At 71.5% G+C, this 17,258-nt stretch carries 16 protein-coding genes; 11 read left to right on the top strand and 5 right to left on the bottom strand.

All coding sequences use genetic code 11. From position 1 onward, the window contains the following. Window positions 1-12 precede the first annotated feature (12 nt). The 3 genes from MYMAC_RS24525 to MYMAC_RS24535 form a co-directional block, all read right to left on the bottom strand. Window positions 13-3,015 carry a CHAT domain-containing protein gene (locus MYMAC_RS24525; protein ID WP_095959848.1) on the bottom strand — a complete coding sequence of 1,001 codons (3,003 nt, stop codon included), beginning with the start codon at window positions 3,013-3,015 and terminating at the stop codon, window positions 13-15. Next, window positions 3,012-3,614: an RNA polymerase sigma factor gene (locus MYMAC_RS24530; protein ID WP_013941542.1), complete on the bottom strand. Its 603-nt coding sequence runs from the start codon at window positions 3,612-3,614 to the stop codon at window positions 3,012-3,014. The genes MYMAC_RS24525 and MYMAC_RS24530 overlap by 4 nt, the downstream gene beginning before the upstream one ends. A 139-nt stretch (window positions 3,615-3,753) precedes the next feature. Next, entirely contained in the window at window positions 3,754-5,361 is a 1,608-nt protein-coding gene (locus MYMAC_RS24535; protein ID WP_095961670.1) for a sensor histidine kinase, read from the bottom strand. A gap of 27 nt (window positions 5,362-5,388) precedes the next feature. Between MYMAC_RS24535 and MYMAC_RS24540 the strand changes: the two genes are divergently transcribed. The 6 genes from MYMAC_RS24540 (at window position 5,389) to MYMAC_RS36960 (ending at window position 8,729) form a co-directional block, all read left to right on the top strand. Further along, complete coding sequence (locus MYMAC_RS24540) at window positions 5,389-5,727, top strand: WYL domain-containing protein (RefSeq protein ID WP_239988987.1); 339 nt, start codon at window positions 5,389-5,391, stop codon at window positions 5,725-5,727. 58 nt (window positions 5,728-5,785) lie between these two features. After that, window positions 5,786-6,652: a DMT family transporter gene (locus tag MYMAC_RS24545; RefSeq protein ID WP_204816934.1), complete on the top strand. Its 867-nt coding sequence runs from the start codon at window positions 5,786-5,788 to the stop codon at window positions 6,650-6,652. A gap of 102 nt (window positions 6,653-6,754) precedes the next feature. Beyond that, on the top strand, window positions 6,755-7,303 hold the full coding sequence (locus MYMAC_RS24550) for a hypothetical protein (protein ID WP_013941546.1): 549 nt from the start codon (window positions 6,755-6,757) through the stop codon (window positions 7,301-7,303). After that, complete coding sequence (locus MYMAC_RS24555) at window positions 7,300-7,905, top strand: tRNA-uridine aminocarboxypropyltransferase (RefSeq protein ID WP_095959850.1); 606 nt, start codon at window positions 7,300-7,302, stop codon at window positions 7,903-7,905. The genes MYMAC_RS24550 and MYMAC_RS24555 overlap by 4 nt, the downstream gene beginning before the upstream one ends. A gap of 213 nt (window positions 7,906-8,118) precedes the next feature. Next, complete coding sequence (locus tag MYMAC_RS24560; RefSeq protein ID WP_095959851.1) at window positions 8,119-8,574, top strand: thiol-disulfide oxidoreductase DCC family protein; 456 nt, start codon at window positions 8,119-8,121, stop codon at window positions 8,572-8,574. Continuing rightward, on the top strand, window positions 8,571-8,729 hold the full coding sequence (locus MYMAC_RS36960) for a hypothetical protein (protein ID WP_157757543.1): 159 nt from the start codon (window positions 8,571-8,573) through the stop codon (window positions 8,727-8,729). Before MYMAC_RS24560 ends, MYMAC_RS36960 begins: the two co-directional genes overlap by 4 nt. Window positions 8,730-8,742: 13 nt before the next feature. Here the strand turns inward: MYMAC_RS36960 and MYMAC_RS24565 are convergent, their stop codons facing one another. Both MYMAC_RS24565 and MYMAC_RS24570 read right to left on the bottom strand, forming a co-directional pair. Next, the gene (locus tag MYMAC_RS24565) at window positions 8,743-10,185 is read right to left on the bottom strand and encodes a protein-disulfide reductase DsbD family protein (RefSeq protein ID WP_095959852.1); all 1,443 of its coding nucleotides are present in this window, start codon (window positions 10,183-10,185) and stop codon (window positions 8,743-8,745) included. 56 nt (window positions 10,186-10,241) lie between these two features. Further along, the gene (locus MYMAC_RS24570; protein WP_239988988.1) at window positions 10,242-12,116 is read right to left on the bottom strand and encodes an SPFH domain-containing protein; all 1,875 of its coding nucleotides are present in this window, start codon (window positions 12,114-12,116) and stop codon (window positions 10,242-10,244) included. A 347-nt stretch (window positions 12,117-12,463) separates the two neighbouring features. Between MYMAC_RS24570 and MYMAC_RS24575 the strand changes: the two genes are divergently transcribed. The 5 genes from MYMAC_RS24575 to hscA all read left to right on the top strand — a co-directional run bounded on the left by MYMAC_RS24575 (window position 12,464) and on the right by hscA (window position 17,258). Further along, a complete protein-coding gene (locus MYMAC_RS24575) occupies window positions 12,464-13,825 on the top strand; it encodes an IscS subfamily cysteine desulfurase (protein WP_239989645.1) in 1,362 nt (453 codons plus the stop codon). A gap of 96 nt (window positions 13,826-13,921) precedes the next feature. Then, window positions 13,922-14,323, top strand: a complete 402-nt coding sequence (gene iscU / locus MYMAC_RS24580) for a Fe-S cluster assembly scaffold IscU (RefSeq protein ID WP_002634235.1) — start codon at window positions 13,922-13,924, stop codon at window positions 14,321-14,323. Between the two features lie 26 nt (window positions 14,324-14,349). Beyond that, window positions 14,350-14,748: a HesB/IscA family protein gene (locus MYMAC_RS24585; RefSeq protein ID WP_013941552.1), complete on the top strand. Its 399-nt coding sequence runs from the start codon at window positions 14,350-14,352 to the stop codon at window positions 14,746-14,748. 108 nt (window positions 14,749-14,856) lie between these two features. Continuing rightward, window positions 14,857-15,414, top strand: coding sequence for a Fe-S protein assembly co-chaperone HscB (gene hscB, locus MYMAC_RS24590; RefSeq protein WP_204816936.1), 558 nt, complete (start codon window positions 14,857-14,859; stop codon window positions 15,412-15,414). Then, on the top strand, window positions 15,411-17,258 hold the full coding sequence (gene hscA, locus MYMAC_RS24595; protein ID WP_095959856.1) for a Fe-S protein assembly chaperone HscA: 1,848 nt from the start codon (window positions 15,411-15,413) through the stop codon (window positions 17,256-17,258). Before hscB ends, hscA begins: the two co-directional genes overlap by 4 nt.

Here is a 17,258-nt window from a genome sequence, read left to right on the forward strand (position 1 = left end):
ATTTCTTGACGCTCATTCGAAGAGGAGGATGCCGTGGACCCAGTCCGCGGCCGGGTGGGCCTCCAGCCACGTGCGCCGCTCGTCGCGGAGCGCCTGGGCCGCGGGCGCGCCGCTCCGGATGCGCTCGCGCACCGCTTCGAAGAAGCGCCCCGCCGAGTCGGGAATCTCCACCGTGGAGGCCAGCACCGTGGACGCCCCGGCTTCGATGAAGGCCACCGGCAGGCTGAAGGACTCATGAAGGAAGGGCGTGGCCCGCGCCGCGCTGCACGTGGCCAGCAGGACCAGAGGGGCGCGCTCCAGCTTCAGCGCGCGGACCTGGGCGGCGGACAGCGCGTACCGGCCGTCCGGTTCAGGCGCCAGCACCACCAGCGAGGCGTCCGACATCTCCGGACTGAAGGCGCCGTGCGCGTGAATCTCCACCTCGCTGGCCTGCACCATGGCGGCGAGCACGCGCGCGGGCGTGGCCTGCATGCCGGACAGCTCGATGCGCTGGGAATCCCCCCCGAGCGGCGGCGCCAGGGGAAGCAGCCGCGGGAGCCCCAGCGCGGCGGGGGCCTCCACCGCGTTGACGACCAGGTGCGTGCCGCTCCCGGCCGCCGCCCCCCGCGCGGCTCCGGCGGGGCGCCCCACGCGGTAGCTCCACGCGAGGTCCGGGGGGAGCAGGCCGCGCAGGCCATGAACGGGAGGGAGCGCGAGCACGTCCACGCGCTCGCAGTCCCCCAGCGCGGCCTGGAGCGACGGCGGCACCAGCCCGGAGGCCTCCCGTCCCAGGGGCTGGGCGCGGCTGGCGTCGAAGTGCCCCAGCAGCTCGCCTCCGGCCCCGCGCAGCGCCACCACCGAACGCTCATAGTCCACCGCGACGCCCAGCACGCACCGCGCGGGGACGTCCACCTGGAGCGCGGCGCCCATGAGCGCCAGGGCCTGCCCGGCGTCGCCCATGCGGCCGGCCTCGTGCGCCAGGACGTTGTAGGCCCCCATCCGCGTCTTGCGCGCGTCCACGTCGTCGGCAAGCGCCTCCGCCTGCTGGATGGCGCCCCGCAGCAGCTCCAACCCGGTGGCCCGGTCGTGCTCGAGCACGAACTGCCCCTCGGCGAAGCTCAACTGCGCGAGCTTCCCCGGCGAGGGCTGACTCCGGCGCAGCTCGGACAGGGTGCGGCGCAGCAGGTCCGCGTCCTGGCTGTCGGCGCCGAAGCGCGCCAGGTACGACAGCAATAGCGCGCCGGGCAGCCCCAGGGGCCGGCCACACGCCTGCGCCAGCTCCAGTTCGCGCCGCGCCTCCTGGGCGTCGAACTCCAGCCACGACAGGTAGGCGAGGTTGCGGTGGACATACGTGCGCTGCTCACAGAGGTCCGGCGTGCGGGCCAGGGACTCACGCAGGTAGGCGCGCGCGCTGGTGACCTCCAGCCGGTACCGCGCGATGTGCGCCAGCTCCTGGAGGAACTGCTGCTCCAGCTCCCACTCCTCCAGCTCCCGGGACGCCAGCCAGCCGCTCCACGCCTGCTCGAAGGCCTCCGCCGGGCGGTTGAGCGCGAGGTAGAGGTCCGACAGCCGCTTCTTCAGCGTGGCGCAGCGGTAGGACAGCCCCTTGCCCTGACAGGCGCCCACGGCCGCGCGAAGCCGGGCCTCCGCCTTCCACCACGCCCCCGCGCGCTCCTCCGCGCCCGCCAGCTCGCGCTCGGCCAGCAGCGACACCCAGGGGTCCTCGGCCTCGCGCGCCAGCCGCGTGAAGTCCTCCAGGTGCCGTGAGGCGGCCATCTGGTTGATGAGGCCGCCCAGGTACAGGTCGTCCTCGCCCGAGCGCCGCAGCGCCTCCAGGAAGGGCGCCGGCGAGGCCAGCTCGCCCCGCACGAGCTTCGCGTAGTCCGCCGCCAGGGGCGCGCGACGGCCGAAGTCCCGCGCCGACACCCGGAGCACGTAGTCACGAAGCACCGCCCCGCCCTGGACGCCATCCAGCACGTCCGCCAGCGGCAGCAGGCGCAGGGCGCCCTCGCGCGACGGCGCGGCCCGCACCGCGTCGTAGAACGCCAGCCGGACGATGCCCGGGAACCGCTTCGCCTCCTCCAGCGGCAGCCGGGCCCGCGGGTCCACCATCAAGTCCCGCACGGCCGCGCGAGCCCCCTTCCAGGCCCGGCCCCGCGCCTGCGTCTGATGCCGGAGCGCCGTGGCGCGGATGCGCGCCTCCTCGCTCCAGCCCGGCTCTCCGCGCGTCACCACCGCGTCGAACGCCTCCGCGGCCAGCAGGGTCAGCCCCATCTCCCGCAGCACCAGGGCCCGGTTCCACTGCGCCTGGGCGTGCTCCGGCGCCTGCCGCAGCACCCCGTCCAGCAGGGCCAGGGCCTCCTCCGGGCGCCCCTGCTCCAACGCGATGATGGCCAGGTCGTTGTCCCGGTCCGCGGAGGGCGGCAGCCGGTGGAGGAAGTCGGAGGCCTGACGCAAATCTCCGCGGACCAGGTACGCGGCGGCGATGCCGTGCAGGTCTCCCCGGTCCTCCAGGTCCGCCAGCGCGCGAAGCGGCAGCACCGGCGCGGTGGAAGGCGCACCCGGCCCCGCACGCAGGGGCGCATAGGGACGGTGCCCGTCCGCGCGCCCATACGCCACCCGCGCCTCGATGAGCCGGGAGGACGCCTTCGCGAGCCAGACCTCCTGCTGGACCTCCCGCCCGGCGCTCTTGAAGACGAGCACCAGGACGATGGCCGCCGCCAGCGCCCCCACCGCGCCCGGTGCCCAGCGAGCCCACCGCCAAGGGGCCCGTCCCGAGGCGGGCACCCCGGCCGCGTCACGCGCCGCAGCGGCCCCGGGCGGCATCCAGGTCTCCAGCGCGTCCTCCTCCTCCTGCGCCAGCGCCCGCGGGTCGCCCAGCGTCTGGAAGCCCAGCAGCTCCAACTGCATGGCCTCGTGCAGTCCGGAGGCGCATGGGTCACAGCGGGCGAGGTGATGCCGGAAGTTCTCTTCGTCGATGGGGGCCAGCTCGCCGTCGAGGAAGAGGGACAGCCTGTTGCAGAGCGAGCCCATCATGCGCTGCCTCCCCCGTCGCCTCCGGTGAGCGGCAACAGCAGCACCTTCAATTCCTTGCGCGCCTGGTAGAGCCAGCTCCCCACCGTGCCTTCGGGGACGCCCATGCGCTGGGCGATGGCGCGGTAACGCAGCCCCGAGGCGTGCAGCACGTACGCCTCGCGCACCCGGGGGTTCGGGAGCTGGGCAATGGCCGCCTGGAAGTCCTGCTCGGAGATGTGCTCCCAGGCCTCACGGGCGTCCGGCTCGGGGGCCGCGGCCGCCTCGCGCACCAGCCGCAGCTCCGGCCGGTCCTGCTCCAGCAGCTCCGAGCGCCGCTTACGGCACTGGTCCAGGAAGTGATTGGTGAGCGCCCGACACAGCCAGGCCCTGTAGACGGGCTCCGGCTGCGCGGCGAGCGCGCCGTGATGCAGCAGCCCACGCGTGAGCGCCTCCTGCACCAGGTCTTCCGGATCGATGCCTCCCTGACCGCACAGCCGCTTCGCCAGGGCCAACAACATGGGCCTGACACGATGCGCGAACGCCTCGAACCCGTCGGGATGCACATCCGTACTGTAGGCCACAGGAATGCGAATGACTGTGGCAATGCGATGGCCGCTCATCGACCCGGCCTCCTTCCACGCCTCTCGAAACGGAGTCCGGGGCAATCCTTGGAAGGCCGTCGTGAAGCAGACTTAATCGCACCGAGTTGCGCTTGCTCACGGACATCCCTGCAGCCCCGCGGGCCGGGGATGCGCGACGTCAGGCCAGCGCGGCGGAAATCGAGGCGGGTTGTGACAACGGCATTTCCAGCGTCAACGCCGCGCCGCCCAACGACGCCGAGTGCCCCGCACGCAAGCCGCCGCCATGCCGCTCGGCGATGCCTCGCGCGATGGCCAGCCCCAACCCCGTCCCGGGCCGAGGCCCCTCGCGCTTGCGGCCCGTCACGAAGGGTTGGAAGAGGCGCGGCATCAGCGCTGGGGAGATGCCCGGCCCGCTGTCCTCCACCCGGACAAGCAGCCGGTCGCCCGTCTGCTCGAAGGACACCTGGAGGCGGGGCTCAGTGACGCCCTGGAGGGCGAGGAGCGCGTTCTCCAGCAGGACGACCAGCACCTGGGAGAGCTGGGACTGGTCGGCCTCCACCGTCAGGGCTGCGTCCCCGCTGGCTTCGAAGGCCACGTCAGGGGCGAGCGCGCCCAGGCCCTGCCGCGCGGTGGAGTATGCCAGGGCGACGGTGGCGGAGACCTCCACGCGCCGCAAGTCCAACGGGCGCGGGCGGCCATAGCGCAGCAGCTCGTCCACGAAGTGGCTGACGCGGTCAATCTGCTCGCGCATCGCGGCCACGGTGTCCGGGTCCCCGCCCCTCCGCTCCAGCAGCTTGAGGTGCGCGGCGAGCACCCCCAGCGGGTTGCGGACCTCGTGCGCCACCGCGGAGGTGAACTGCCCCAGCTCCGCCAGCCGCGAGGCCTGGTCCGCGCGCGCCTCCTCGCGAGCGAGCGCGGCGGCCAGCTCGGCGCCCGTCGCGCGCCCCTTGAGGAAGCGGCGCCCCATCCAGGCCTGGAGCTCCTGGCGCACGGGCTCGAACGCGAGCGCGGCCAGGGCCAGGAGGAAGAAGGCGCCCACGCGGTACTCGGTGAGGAAGGGCTGGCCGCTGCCCGACAGCAACGTCAGCACCCCGAAGAGGAAGCCCGCGGACAGCACCGCCGCCACCGCCGAGTAGACGAGGCTGCGTTCGAGCAACCGGCGGTCCGCGGCGGGCTGGTGCGCGTTGATGACGTGCACCAGCACCAACAGCGCCGCCAGCACCAGGTACATGCCGAAGGGCAACGCGTAGCCGCCCGACAGCAACAGGGCGTTGCCGATACTGCCCAGGTACGCGAGCAGCCCGGCGATGCCCAGGCCGAGGAGGATGGGCCGCCGCTCGGGCGCTTCGTCGCGGTACGCGCGCGACAGATGCACCAGCGGCACGCCCGCCGCCGCGACGGCCAGCACCATGGCGGGCCAGAACAGGGGGCCGCGTCCCATCGCCAGCGGCCCGTGCAGGACGCCGGGGAGGAGCGCGCCAATCCCCGTCACCACCACCGCCACGCCGTACGCGAGCACCACCAGCCGGTAGGAGCGCTGCCGTGTCACATCGAAAGCGGAGTGCAGGTACGCCGCCGCGATGAAGGCCCCACTGGCCACGAAGCGTTCCCCCAGCCATGCGACGGACGGGATGCAGAGGAACAACAGCGCCCCGGTCCATCCCGCGGTCGCCAGACAGTAGAGCGCAAGGCCTCGCGCGTTGTGCCCCCGGAACGCGGCCGTGAAGAACAGCAGCAGCGACACGGAGAGGACCGGCACGAGGCTGTAGGCGAACAAGGGCCCCATGCGCGCACTGTGACAGATTCCGCCCCGGTGAACGCTCGCGTGGTGGCGGACGTCGGCGAACCACCCGAGGAGCTGCTCGCCGTCTTCGAGCGGGCCTTCCGCGAGCAGGTCTGCCTGGCCTTCGCGTACCGCGACCGGCACGGCGAGGCGACCCGCCGCGTCGTGGAGCCGCACGGGCTGCTGGTGGAGTCCGCCGTCTGGTACGTGCTGGCCCGGGACGTGGAGGAGGCCGCGGCGCGCAGGTTTCGCATGGACCGCATCCGCCGGGCGCGGCTCGTCTCCGAGCGGCCCTTCACGCCGGACATGGCGGGCCTGCGCGCCCAGGCCGAGGCCCAACGCGCGGACGGTGCGCCGGCCTCGGGCTGAGGTAGGCTGCGCGCCCGCCGGAGCCGGAGTGCGCGCCGGAGTCACCAGGAGTCACACGGTGCGGTACTTCGCCATGGTCGCGGCCGGGGCCACCCTCTGGGGGTGCTGGGCGCTCTTCTTCCGTCCCGCGGGACTGGCCGGGCCGCAGAACGCCTTCCTCGTGCTCCTGGCCATGTCGCTCCCAGCGCCCTTCCTGTTCCGGCGCGACGCGCTGCGCGACCGGCGGGCCACCGTGGCGCTGCTCATCGTGGCGCTGGCGGACGCGGCGAACACGGCCCTCTTCTTCGCGGCCATGGAGCGGGGCCCGGTGTCCGTCGCCGTGCTGACGCACTACCTGGCGCCCCTGCTGCTGGCCCTGTTGGCCCCCTGGGTCCTGGGTGAGGAGCGCTCCACCCGGGCCCTGATTGGCGGCCCCCTGACGCTGGTGGGCCTGGCCCTGCTCATCGGCCGGCCGGATGGCGACTTCTCCGGGATGACGGCGCTGCTGGGCGCGGGCAGCGCCTGCTTCTACGCCATCATCGTCCTGGCCGCGAAGGTGGCGGCGCGGGCGTACTCGCCCATGGCCGTCACGTCGCTGCACGCGCCCATCTCCGCCGGGGTGCTGCTGCTGTGCTTCGGCGTGCAGGTCCTCCCACCCACGGTGGATGAAGGCACGCTCCTCGTGCTCGTGGGCGGCGTGGTTTGCGGCCTCATTGGAAACATCCTCTTCCACACGGGTCTGCGGCACGTCCCCACCGCGGCCACGGCGGCGCTCACGTACCTGGAGCCGCTCACCGCCTCGGTGGTGGGCTGGGCCTTCTTCGCGCAGACGCTGACGCCCATCGCCCTGGGCGGCGGACTGCTGGTGCTGGTGGCGGGCGCGTGGGTGGCGGCCGAGCGACGCGCGTCCCTCCAGGCAGTGCCGCTGCGCGCCGCAGCGCGCTGAACGCGGGCGCCAAATCACCGCTTGCATGCGTGGGGACTCCTTTGGTCCTCTTGGGAACCCCGCACACACTCTTCCCTCCGTTCCTGGCGACGCCGTATGCCTATGGAAACCGCAGCCGACAGCCGTGAGTACCGCGTCGTCTTCTTCTGCCCCGCGTCGAGCGCCCGGCTCGAGCGGCTGGAAGCGCCCGTGCGTCGGCTGCTCTCGCGAATCCACGCGCCGCCCGCGGAGCTGGCACCGCTCCAGGAGGCGGGCGCGATCACCGAGGCCGGCTGGCAGGTGTTCCTGGTCCGCTCGCTGACGGAGCGCTCCGCGGCGCAGGCCATGGCCGCCTACGTCAGCGAGGCCACCTGCGCGCTGGCCGCGGAGCTGGACGCGGAGGTGCTGGGGCTCTACGTGGACGTGTCCGGGGACTCGGCGCGCATCTGCCGCTGTGGCCCCGAGGACGGGCCGGAGACCTTCGCCGGCCGCCGTCAGGCCGCGCTCAACCGCACCTCGGAGTGGCTGGAGGTGACGCCCGTCAGCCTCTCCGCGCTGTTCCACCTCGACCTGCCGGACGCGGAGTACGAACCGGACGCGGACGACGCCTTCGTCGAGGAGAAGCTGCGCGAGGCCCGGACGCTCATGGAGCGCTACCGTCAGGGCAAATGAGGTCTCGAACACCCGAGGACCTCGCGGGACGCTGCCCGCGCTGCTTCCTCCCCGTTGCCCTGTGCCTGTGCGCCGACGTGCCGTGTGTCCCCACGCGCACGGAGCTGCTCATCGTCCGGCACCACAAGGAGACGCTGAAGTCGACGAACACCGCGCGCATGGCGGCGCTCGCGATTCCCCGGTGCAGCATCGTCTCCTATGGCTCGCCGGGTGTGCCCTTCGACGCATCCGTGCTGGAGGGCGATGACACGTGGTTGCTGTTCCCGGACGCGCACCAGACGCCCGAGCCCGGCGCCGCCTTCCCCAAGCGGCTCATCATCCTGGATGGGAGCTGGGGCCAGGCGCGGCGCATGGTGCAGCGGGTGCCCGCGCTGCGCCGGTTGCCCGGCTTGAAGCTGCCCCCACCGCCTCCGGATTCACGGCGCCTGCGCCGCCCGCCCCACCCGGAGGGCATGTCCACGATTGAAGCCATCGCCGGTGCGCTCGCGCACCTGGAAGGTGAACACGTCGCCGAACCGCTCTACGCGCTTCATGAGCAGATGATTGAGCGCGTGCTCGCGAGCCGGGGGAGGAACACCCAGCCTCCAGCCTGGGAAGCTTGACGCCGAGGGTCCGAAGCCACTCATGTCCGTACATGAGCGAGGCACGAAACGGGGAATCTCCACGGCTTCGGCGTTGCCTGACGGCGGCTGTTAAGCTCGTCGCACCATGTCAGGCGTCTTCATCCGCCCCCTGAGGGCCCACGTTGGCGGGCTCCACACGGAAGTGCCCACGGCCCGCCGTTACGTTGGGATGCGCTCGTTCGGGAGCCGCCCATGAGCCATCTCACTCCAGGAACCGAAGCCTCCAGCGCCCAGCCCTCGGACACCGTGGTGCTCTTCGACGGCGTGTGCAACCTGTGCAACGGCACGGTCCTCTTCATCATCGACCGGGACCCGGAGGCGCGCATCCGCTTCACCGCCCTGCAGTCCCAGCGAGCCGCCGCGCTGCTGGCGCCCCATGGCGTGGTGCCCAAGGAGGAGCCTGACAGCTTCGTCCTCCTGCAGGGCGGCAAGCTGTACGAGCGGTCCACGGCCGCGCTCCGCGTCGCGCGGATGCTGAAAAGCCCCTGGCGCTTCCTCTACGCCTTCATCGTGGTGCCCCGGCCGCTGCGCGACCTCGTCTACCGAATCATCGCGCGCAACCGCTACCGCTGGTTCGGGCAGGAAGCGCAGTGCCGCATCCCCACGCCCGAGTTGCGGGCCCGCTTCCTCCCGGAGACCGCGCCATGAAGAGCCGGGGACCCGCGGTGCTGGTGCACGCGCGGGTCATCGGCAGCATCGGCGACGTGAGCCCCGCCTCGCTGCTGGCCGCGGTGAAGCAGGCCGCGCCGAACGGCGCCCGGGTGCAGTCATCTGGCACCAGGGACGTATCGGAAGAGGACTGACGCGCGCCAACGCTCAGCAGGCGTTGACGTCGGTGCAGCGCGCCTTCTTCATCTCCGTGACGAAGGGGCTGGGCGCCAGGAAGCCGGTGACGCGAGGCTGCGTGAGCACCTTGCCCTCGGGCGAGATGAAGGCCACGGTGGGCAGACCCTCCAGGTCGAAGCGCTCCAGCAGCGCGTCCAGCGCGTCCTCGCTGTTCGTCGCGTCAATCTTGATGTTCAGGAAGCGCCCGGCGTCGGACTCGGAGATGACCTCCGCGGCGGGATAGGTGTCGCGGTCCAGCTCCTTACAGGCCGCGCACCAGTCCGCGAAGAAGTCGATGAGCACCGGCCGGCCTTCCGCCTTCGCCTGCGCGAGCACCGCGTCGAAGGCCTGGGCGGAGAAGGTGGCCTGCTTCGCCGGCATGACGTGGTGCCACTGCCAGGACGGCGCGCGCGGCGGCTCGGCGAGCCCCATGCTCACCCACAGCGTGCCCACCGGCCCCGCGTCCAACGCACCGCCGCGCAGCACCAGCGCCGCGACGACGAGCGACACACCCAGCGCCTTGAAGGAGAACTCCCGCGCGCCTTCCTTGAACGAGCGATGCACCGCGCCCAGCGCCACGCCCACCGCCACCAGCAGCGCGGCGATGACGGCCCCCGGAACCCGGCCCACCTGGAGCCCCAGCCCCTTCACCACGTCCCGCGCCCACGGGAAGGCGTCCTTGAGGTAGCTGAAGGCCAGGGCCACCAGCATGATGCCCAGCACGCTCTTCACCCACTCCATCCACACGCCGCCACGCGGCAGGCGCACGGTGAAGACGCCGATGAGGAAGAACGGCACGCCGATGCCCAGCGCGTAGACGAACAGCAGCGACGCGCCCAGCGTGGTGTTGGCGGACTTCGCCACGAAAGCCAGCAGGCCCGTCAGCACCGGCCCGGTGCACGGCGCCGCGAGGAAGCCGGACACGCTGCCCATCAGGAACGCGCCCGCCACGCCCGCGCCGCCCACGTCGTTGAGCTTCGTCTGGAGCGACGACGGCAGCGCCAACTCGAACGCGCCGAACATCGACGTGGCCAGCAGCAACAGGAACACCGCCAGCCCCGTCACGACCGCCGGGTGCCCCAGCATGGAGCCGAAGGCCTGGCCCGTCTTCGCCGCCAGCACGCCCAGCGCGCTGAACACCACGCCCATGCCGACGATGTACGACGACGTCAGGAGCAGCGAACGGCCCCGCCCCTCCGTCTTGCGCGCGCCGAAGACGGACACGGTGATGGGGATGAGCGGATAGACACACGGCGTCAGCGCGGTGAGGAGCCCGCCGGCGAACACCACCGCCGCGCCAACCGCGAGGCTGCCGGATTCGAGGAACCGGGCCGCATCCAGGTTGGCGTTGGGGCCGGTGGGCAGCAGCCATGGCACCACGGCCACCGCCACTCCAGCCAGCACCGCCATCACTCCCAGCTTCTTCGCATCCATGCGCGCGTGACTCCGTGGTCCCAGGCCCCTTGTATACGCAGGCCCGGGCGCCCGGGCTACTGCGCTGGAGGAGCAAGCGGGGAAGCAGGCGTCTTCAGTCCGGCGGAGCGCGCCAGGCCCATGACGCCCTCCACCGCCGCGGCGATGTAACCAAACGGATTGGCCCCATCCACCGCGGTGACGTGCACCTCGCCCATCTTCTGCTGGAAGGCCGCGGCCACCTGGGGGAGCTGCTGCGCCAGGGTCATCTGGATGACCTCCGGGCTCACGCTGTTCTCGATGTCGCGCAGCGCGCGCGCCTTGCCCAGCTCCAGCTCCTGCTGCGCCCGGTCCTTGCGCACGCTCAGCTCGGCGATGGCCACCTCCGTCTCCACGATGGACCGCCGGGCCTGCACCACCTGGAGCTCCGCGTGCAGCCGCTCCGCCTCCTGCTGGTGCGCGGCCATCTGCACCTCGTGCCACGCGGTGGCCTGCTCGTGCTCTCGGCGCAGGCGCTCCAGCTCCACCTGGGCCTTGGCGCCGGCCTCCTCCTGCTCGCGGCGCAGCTTCGCCAGCTCCACCTCCTGCTCGCGCTGCTGTCGCGCCAGCTCCATCTGCGCCCTGGCGTTCTCCGCCTCCTGCGCGCGCTGGAGCCGCACCAGCTCGATTTTCGCCTGCGCGGCCTCGGACTCCTGCGCCAGCTTCAGCTTCTCCAGCTCCAGCTTCGCGCGCCCGGCCTCCGTGTCCTGCTCCCGCTTGAGCGTCTCCAGGGCCACGCGCTGACGCGCGATCTCCGCGTCCTGCTCGCGCTGGAGCTTCTCCATCTCCACCTGCGCGCGGCTGACGGCCAGGGCGCGCTCGGAGACGATCTTCGCGTCGGCCAGCCGGGACTCCGCGGCCAGCGCGTCCAGCTTCGCCTGCTCGTCGGCCACCTGCTTCTTCTGGCGCACCTCCTGCTCGGCGGCCATCTTCGCCAGCGCCACCTCGCGCTCCACGGTGGCCTGCTCCTGCTTCAGCGTGCGCTCCTGGGCGAGCTTCGCCTCGGCCACGCGCGCCTCCACCGCCAGCGCCTCCAGCCGGGCCTGCTCCTCCGCCGTCTGCTTCTTCTGCCGCACCTCCTCCTCGGCCGCCAGCCGCTGGAGGCTCAACTGCCGCTCGGCCTCCGTCTCCTCGCGGTGGACGAAGCGCTCCTTGGCCAGCTCCGCCTCGCGCGCCTGCCGCTCCTGCTCGTGGCGGAAGCGCGCCTGCATGTTGGCGAAGACGGTGGAGGACAGGACGCGCACGTCCTGGATTTCAATTGTGTCCAGGATGACGCCCCAGCCCGCGTCCGTCTGGTCCTCCAGGCGGCCCCGGCCGGAGAGCACCGGGGCGATCTCCCGCACCAACTCCGCGGCGATGCCCTCCTTGCGCTTGGAGAGGCACTCCTCCACGGACAGGTTCGCCACCAGCCGCCGCGCGGCGCCGACGAACATCTCCCGCAGCAGCTCCGCCAGCTTCTCCTGGGCCCGCTCCGGGAAGGAGAAGTTGAGCATGCGGAAGGCCACGAGCGGGTCCGAGATGCGATACACCGCCAGGCCCGTCACCTGCACGCCCACCTTCTCGTGCGTCACCTGGTCCGCGGTGAACTGGAGCCGCTGGATGCTGGTGGGGACGATGGCCACCGAGTCCCCCGGCAGCTTGAAGCAGCTCGCGCCCTGGCCGCTGACGTCGCGCACCCGGCCGCGCCGCATGTGCACCAGGAACTCGCTGGGCCTCGCGGTGACGAGCCCCCAGCGCTTCATCTTCTCCGGGTCCTCCGCGGGTTTGCCGGCGCGCCAGCCGTCCGCGTAGCGCGGCTGCTCCGGCTTGCCCCCACCGCCGCCGCCGCCGTCCATGCGGACCAGGTGGGTCCTCCCGCTGCCCTCCCCCGGGTCCTGCGCTTCCCTCGTGCGGGCCGTCTGCTTCGCGCTCATGTGCCTGCCTCCCTGTGGTGCCCCCTCCCAGTGCAGGCAGCCGGCCAGGGCGGCGCTCGACGGGAAATCAAGCGGTTGGCCGAGGGGGCCGCGCCATTCCGGAGCACCCCGCTCCAGGACGGCGCGCCCGGACTGATCCACGACGGCGCGACGTTGACTTAAGACGTCCTATTGGGAGCACGCACCCACACCCGCAGCGCTCCTGATGTTCGCTTGACCCGAAGGCGCCCCTTTTTATATTTGACCAGTCCGGTCCACATTCAGGTGTGGCGGTGTAGGCCCCCCCGCGGCAAAGGCGCTCCGAGGCGCCGGTCGACGTCCCCTCCAGGAAGGTGTTGGAAGCAATGGTGAAGCTGCCGATCTACATGGACAACCACGCCACCACCCCGCTGGACCCGCGGGTGCTGGAGGCGATGCTGCCCTACCTGCGCGAGGACTTCGGTAACGCGGCGAGCCGCAACCATGTGTTCGGCTGGAAGGCCGAGGCGGCGGTGAACAAGGCCCGCCAGCAGGTGGCGGAGCTCATCGGCGCGGCCGAGCAGGAGATCGTCTTCACCTCGGGCGCCACCGAGTCCGACAACCTGGCCATCAAGGGCGTCATCGAGTTCTACAAGTCCAAGGGTGACCACATCATCACCCTGAAGACGGAGCACAAGGCCATCCTGGACACCTGCAAGCGCCTGGAGCGCGTGCGGCAGGAGCGCCTGGACGAGCTGAAGCTGCTGCGGCTGGGGCAGCTCGCGGGCCAGGACGTCACCGAGGACAACCAGTCGGAGCTGCTGGCGAAGCACGACGTGGAGTCCGACGAGACGTACCGCAAGTGGGCCGAGCTGCCCACCGGCGGCGCGCGCGTCACCTATCTGGACGTGGAGCCCGACGGCCGGGTGAGCCTGGAGAAGCTGGCCGCGGCGATGACGCCGAAGACGGTGCTGGTCTCCATCATGTTCGCCAACAACGAGATTGGCGTGGTGCAGCCCGTCGCGGAGATTGGCGCGCTGTGCCGCTCCAAGGGCGTGCTCTTCCACTGCGACGCGGTGCAGGGCATTGGCAAGGTGCCCTTCGACGTGGAGGCCATGAAGGTGGACCTGGCGTCCATCACCTCCCACAAGATGTACGGCCCCAAGGGCATTGGCGCGCTGTACGTGCGCCGCCGCCCGCGCGTGCGCATCGCGCCCATCATCGACGGCGGCGGTCATGAGCGCGGCATGCGCTCCGGCACGCTGAACGTGGCGGCCATCGTCGGCTTCGGCATGGCCGCCGAGCTGGCGCGCAAGGAGCTGCCCGAGGAGTCGGCCCGCATCCTTCGCCTGCGCGAGAAGCTGCGCAAGGGGCTCACGGACGCGCTGGACATGACCACCCTCAACGGCTCGCTGGAGCACCGGCTGCCGGGCAACCTGAACATCTCCTTCGCCCACGCGGAGGGTGAGTCCCTGATGATGGGCATCAAGGACGTGGCCGTGTCCTCCGGGTCCGCGTGCACCTCCGCCTCCCTGGAGCCGTCCTACGTGCTGCGCGCCCTGGGCGTGGACGAGGAGCTGGCGCACAGCTCCATCCGCTTCGGCCTGGGCCGCTTCACCACGGAGGAGGAAGTCGACTACGTGGTGAACCTCGTAGTGGACAAGGTCCGCAAGCTGCGCGACATGAGCCCTCTCTACGAGATGGCCAAGGAAGGCATCGACCTCAAGAGCATCGAGTGGACGGCGCACTAGCGCCTTCCCAGGTAGACAGGGGGGCCCCCGCCCTCTCGCCCGGAGGGCGTTGCCCGCCGGAACCATTGTTGAGCAGCATCCGTTGAAGGAGCAGGCATGGCTTACAGCGACAAGGTCATCGAGCACTACGAGAACCCCCGCAACGTCGGGACGCTCGACAAGGAAGACCCGAACGTGGGCACCGGCCTGGTGGGAGCGCCCGCCTGCGGTGACGTGATGCGCCTGCAGCTCAAGATCTCCGAGGACGGGCTCATCGAGGACGCCCGCTTCAAGACGTTCGGCTGCGGGTCGGCCATCGCGTCGTCGTCGCTCGTCACCGAGTGGGTGAAGGGCAAGACGGTGGACCAGGCGATGACCATCTCCAACAAGGACGTGGCCCGCGAGCTGTCGCTGCCGCCGGTGAAGATTCACTGCTCCGTGCTGGCGGAAGACGCCATCAAGGCGGCCATCGAGGACTTCAAGAAGAAGCGCGCCGCGCGCCAGGCCAAGGCGTCCTGAGCGAGGCAGAAAGGGAGAGGCGAACCATGAGCGAGCAGGCGACCCAGGAGACGACGCAGCACCCGGCGACTGCCCCCGCGCCCGTGGCCAAGCCCCCCAAGGGCATCACCATCGCGGACAGCGCGGTGGTCCGGCTGAAGGAGCTGCTGGAGCAGCGGCAGACGCCCGAGGCCGGCCTGCGGCTGGCCGTGAAGGGCGGCGGGTGCTCGGGGCTCCAGTACTCCATGGAGTGGTCGGAGAAGTCCCGCGAGCGCGACAAGATCTTCGAGAAGGACGGCGTGCGCGTCTTCGTGGACCCGAAGAGCTACCTGTACCTCATCGGCACCGAGCTGGTGTTCGAGCAGACGCTCATGGCCTCCGGCTTCAAGCTGAACAACCCCAACATCAAGGCGGCCTGCGGCTGCGGAGAGAGCTTCTCCGTCTGACGCGGCGACACGCGCTCCGCTCCCTCGCCGGGGTGGAGCCGCCGCCACGGGCCCGGCCAGCCGCCGGGCCCTTTTCGTTTGTCCCCTCCCCGCATTGGAGAGCCCCCCTTGAGGACCCACTTCGACGTCTTCGGCCTGAAGCGCGCCTATGACGTGGACGTGCCGGCGCTGGAGAAGCAGTACCGCGAGCTGTCGTTGCAGCTCCACCCGGACCGCGTGGCACAGGCCAGCGCGCGCGAGCGCCTGCAGGCCCTGGAGGGCACCACCGCCCTCAACGAGGCCTTCAAGACGTTGAAGGACCCGGTGCGCCGGGCCTTCTACCTGCTCAAGCTGCACGGCATCGACCTGGACCGCGAGGACGCCGGCGCGCAGAAGGACATGCCCCTGGCCTTCCTGGAGGAGGTCATGGACCTGCGCGAGGCGCTGGACGCCGCCATGGAGAAGAAGGACCTGGGCCGCGCCCGGGCCATGGCGGATGACGTGGAGGCCCGGAAGAAGGCGGCCCTCGCCGAGGCGGCGGAGTCGCTTCGCACCCTGGAGGCGGCCGGGCCGGGGGATGGCGGGCAGGAACTGGTGAGAAAGGCATCGCACGCGCTGGGGCGGGTGCGCTACTTCACGCGCTTCCTCGAGCAGGTGGACGCGTTCGAGGAGGAGATTCAGGCGTGAGCAAGAACGGCTACCTTCAGATTCACGACCCGCTGAAGCCCAAGGGGCAGGCGGTGGGCATCGACCTGGGCACGACGAACTCGCTGGTGGCGGCGGTGGTGCAGGACAAGCCCGTCTGCGTCCCGGTGGACGAGGGCGACGCGCTGCTGCTCCCCTCCGTGGTGCACTACGCGAAGGACGGCGGCGTCGTCGTCGGCGCCCGGGCCCGGAAGCTGGCGTCCGAGCACCCCACCGACACCATCGCCTCCGTGAAGCGCTTCATGGGCCGCAGCCCGGACGACGCGGAGACGCGCAAGCTGGGGCACTACAAGTTCGCGCCCGGCGCGAAGGTGGTGCGCTTCGAGGTGGCCGGCGGCACGCCGGTGACGCCCATCGAGGTGTCCGGCGAGGTGCTGCGCGCCCTCAAGCGCCGCGCGGAGTCGCACTTCTCCACCAAGGTGGAGCAGGCCGTCATCACCGTGCCCGCCTACTTCGACGACGCCCAGCGGCAGGCCACCAAGGACGCGGGCCGCCTGGCCGGCCTGGAAGTCCTGCGCCTGCTCAACGAGCCCACCGCCGCCGCGCTGGCCTACGGCCTGGACAAGGGCAGCCAGGGCACCTTCGCCGTCTATGACCTGGGCGGCGGCACCTTCGACATCTCCATCCTCAAGCTGGTGGACGGCGTGTTCGAGGTGAAGTCCACCGGCGGCGACTCCGCCCTGGGCGGCGATGACTTCGACCGCGCGATCGCGCAGCGCGTGCTGGAGACGCTGGGCGCTGGCGAGGCCCCCTCCCCCGCCCTGGTGGCGGAGGTGCTGGCGGCCTCGCGCAAGGCCAAGGAGGCGCTCACGGACGCGGCGGCGGTGGAGTTCACCGCGGGCGGCCAGACGCACTCGGTGAAGCGCGAGGACTTCGACGCCTGGATTCAGCCCTTCGTCCAGAAGACGGGCACGGTGTGCCGGCGGGCGCTGAAGGACGCGGGCGTGGCGGCCGGGGAGCTGGACGGCGTCATCCTGGTCGGCGGCGCCACCCGCGTGCCGGCGGTGCGCCGCTACGTGGCGGAGCTGTTCGGCCGCGAGCCCCTGGGCGACATCGACCCGGACCAGGTGGTGGCCATGGGCGCGGCGGTGCTGGCCAACCTGCTCACCACCGCGGACCGGCAGGACGACGTGCTGCTCCTGGACGTGATTCCCCTGTCCCTGGGCCTGGAGACGATGGGCGGCATCGTGGAGAAGCTGATTCAGCGCAACTCCACCATCCCCACCACCGCGGGCCAGGTCTTCACCACGTTCAAGGACGGACAGACGGGCCTGGACGTCCACGTGCTCCAGGGCGAGCGCGAGCTGGTGGAGGACAACCGCAGCCTGGCGCGCTTCACCTTGTCCGGCATTCCCCCCCTGGCCGCCGGCATGGCCCGCGTGGAGGTCCGCTTCCAGGTGGACGCGGACGGCATCCTCTCCGTCAGCGCCCAGGAGCAGAGCACCGGCGTCAGCCAGTCCATCACCGTGAAGCCCAGCCACGGGCTCACGGATGAGGAGATCGAGCAGATGCTGCTCGACTCCATCGACCACGCCGAGGACGACATCCAGGCCCGGCAGGTCCGCGAGCAGCGGGTGGACGCCGAGCGCGTCCTGGCCGAGGCGGACCGGCAGTTGGGCGAGCACGGCTCGCTGCTCCAGGACGGGGAGCGCGCCGTCATTGACGCCGCCATCGCCCGGGTGCGGGAGCTGATGAAGGGGGATGACCACCTGAAGCTGAAGGAGGCCGTGCACGCGCTGGACGAGGCGTCCCGCCCCTTCATCGAGCGGGTGATGAACCAGGCCATCACCCAGGTGGTGGCTGGCCACTCCGTGGAGGACTACTGA

The organism is Corallococcus macrosporus DSM 14697 (genome assembly GCF_002305895.1).
Classification (GTDB): domain Bacteria; phylum Myxococcota; class Myxococcia; order Myxococcales; family Myxococcaceae; genus Myxococcus; species Myxococcus macrosporus.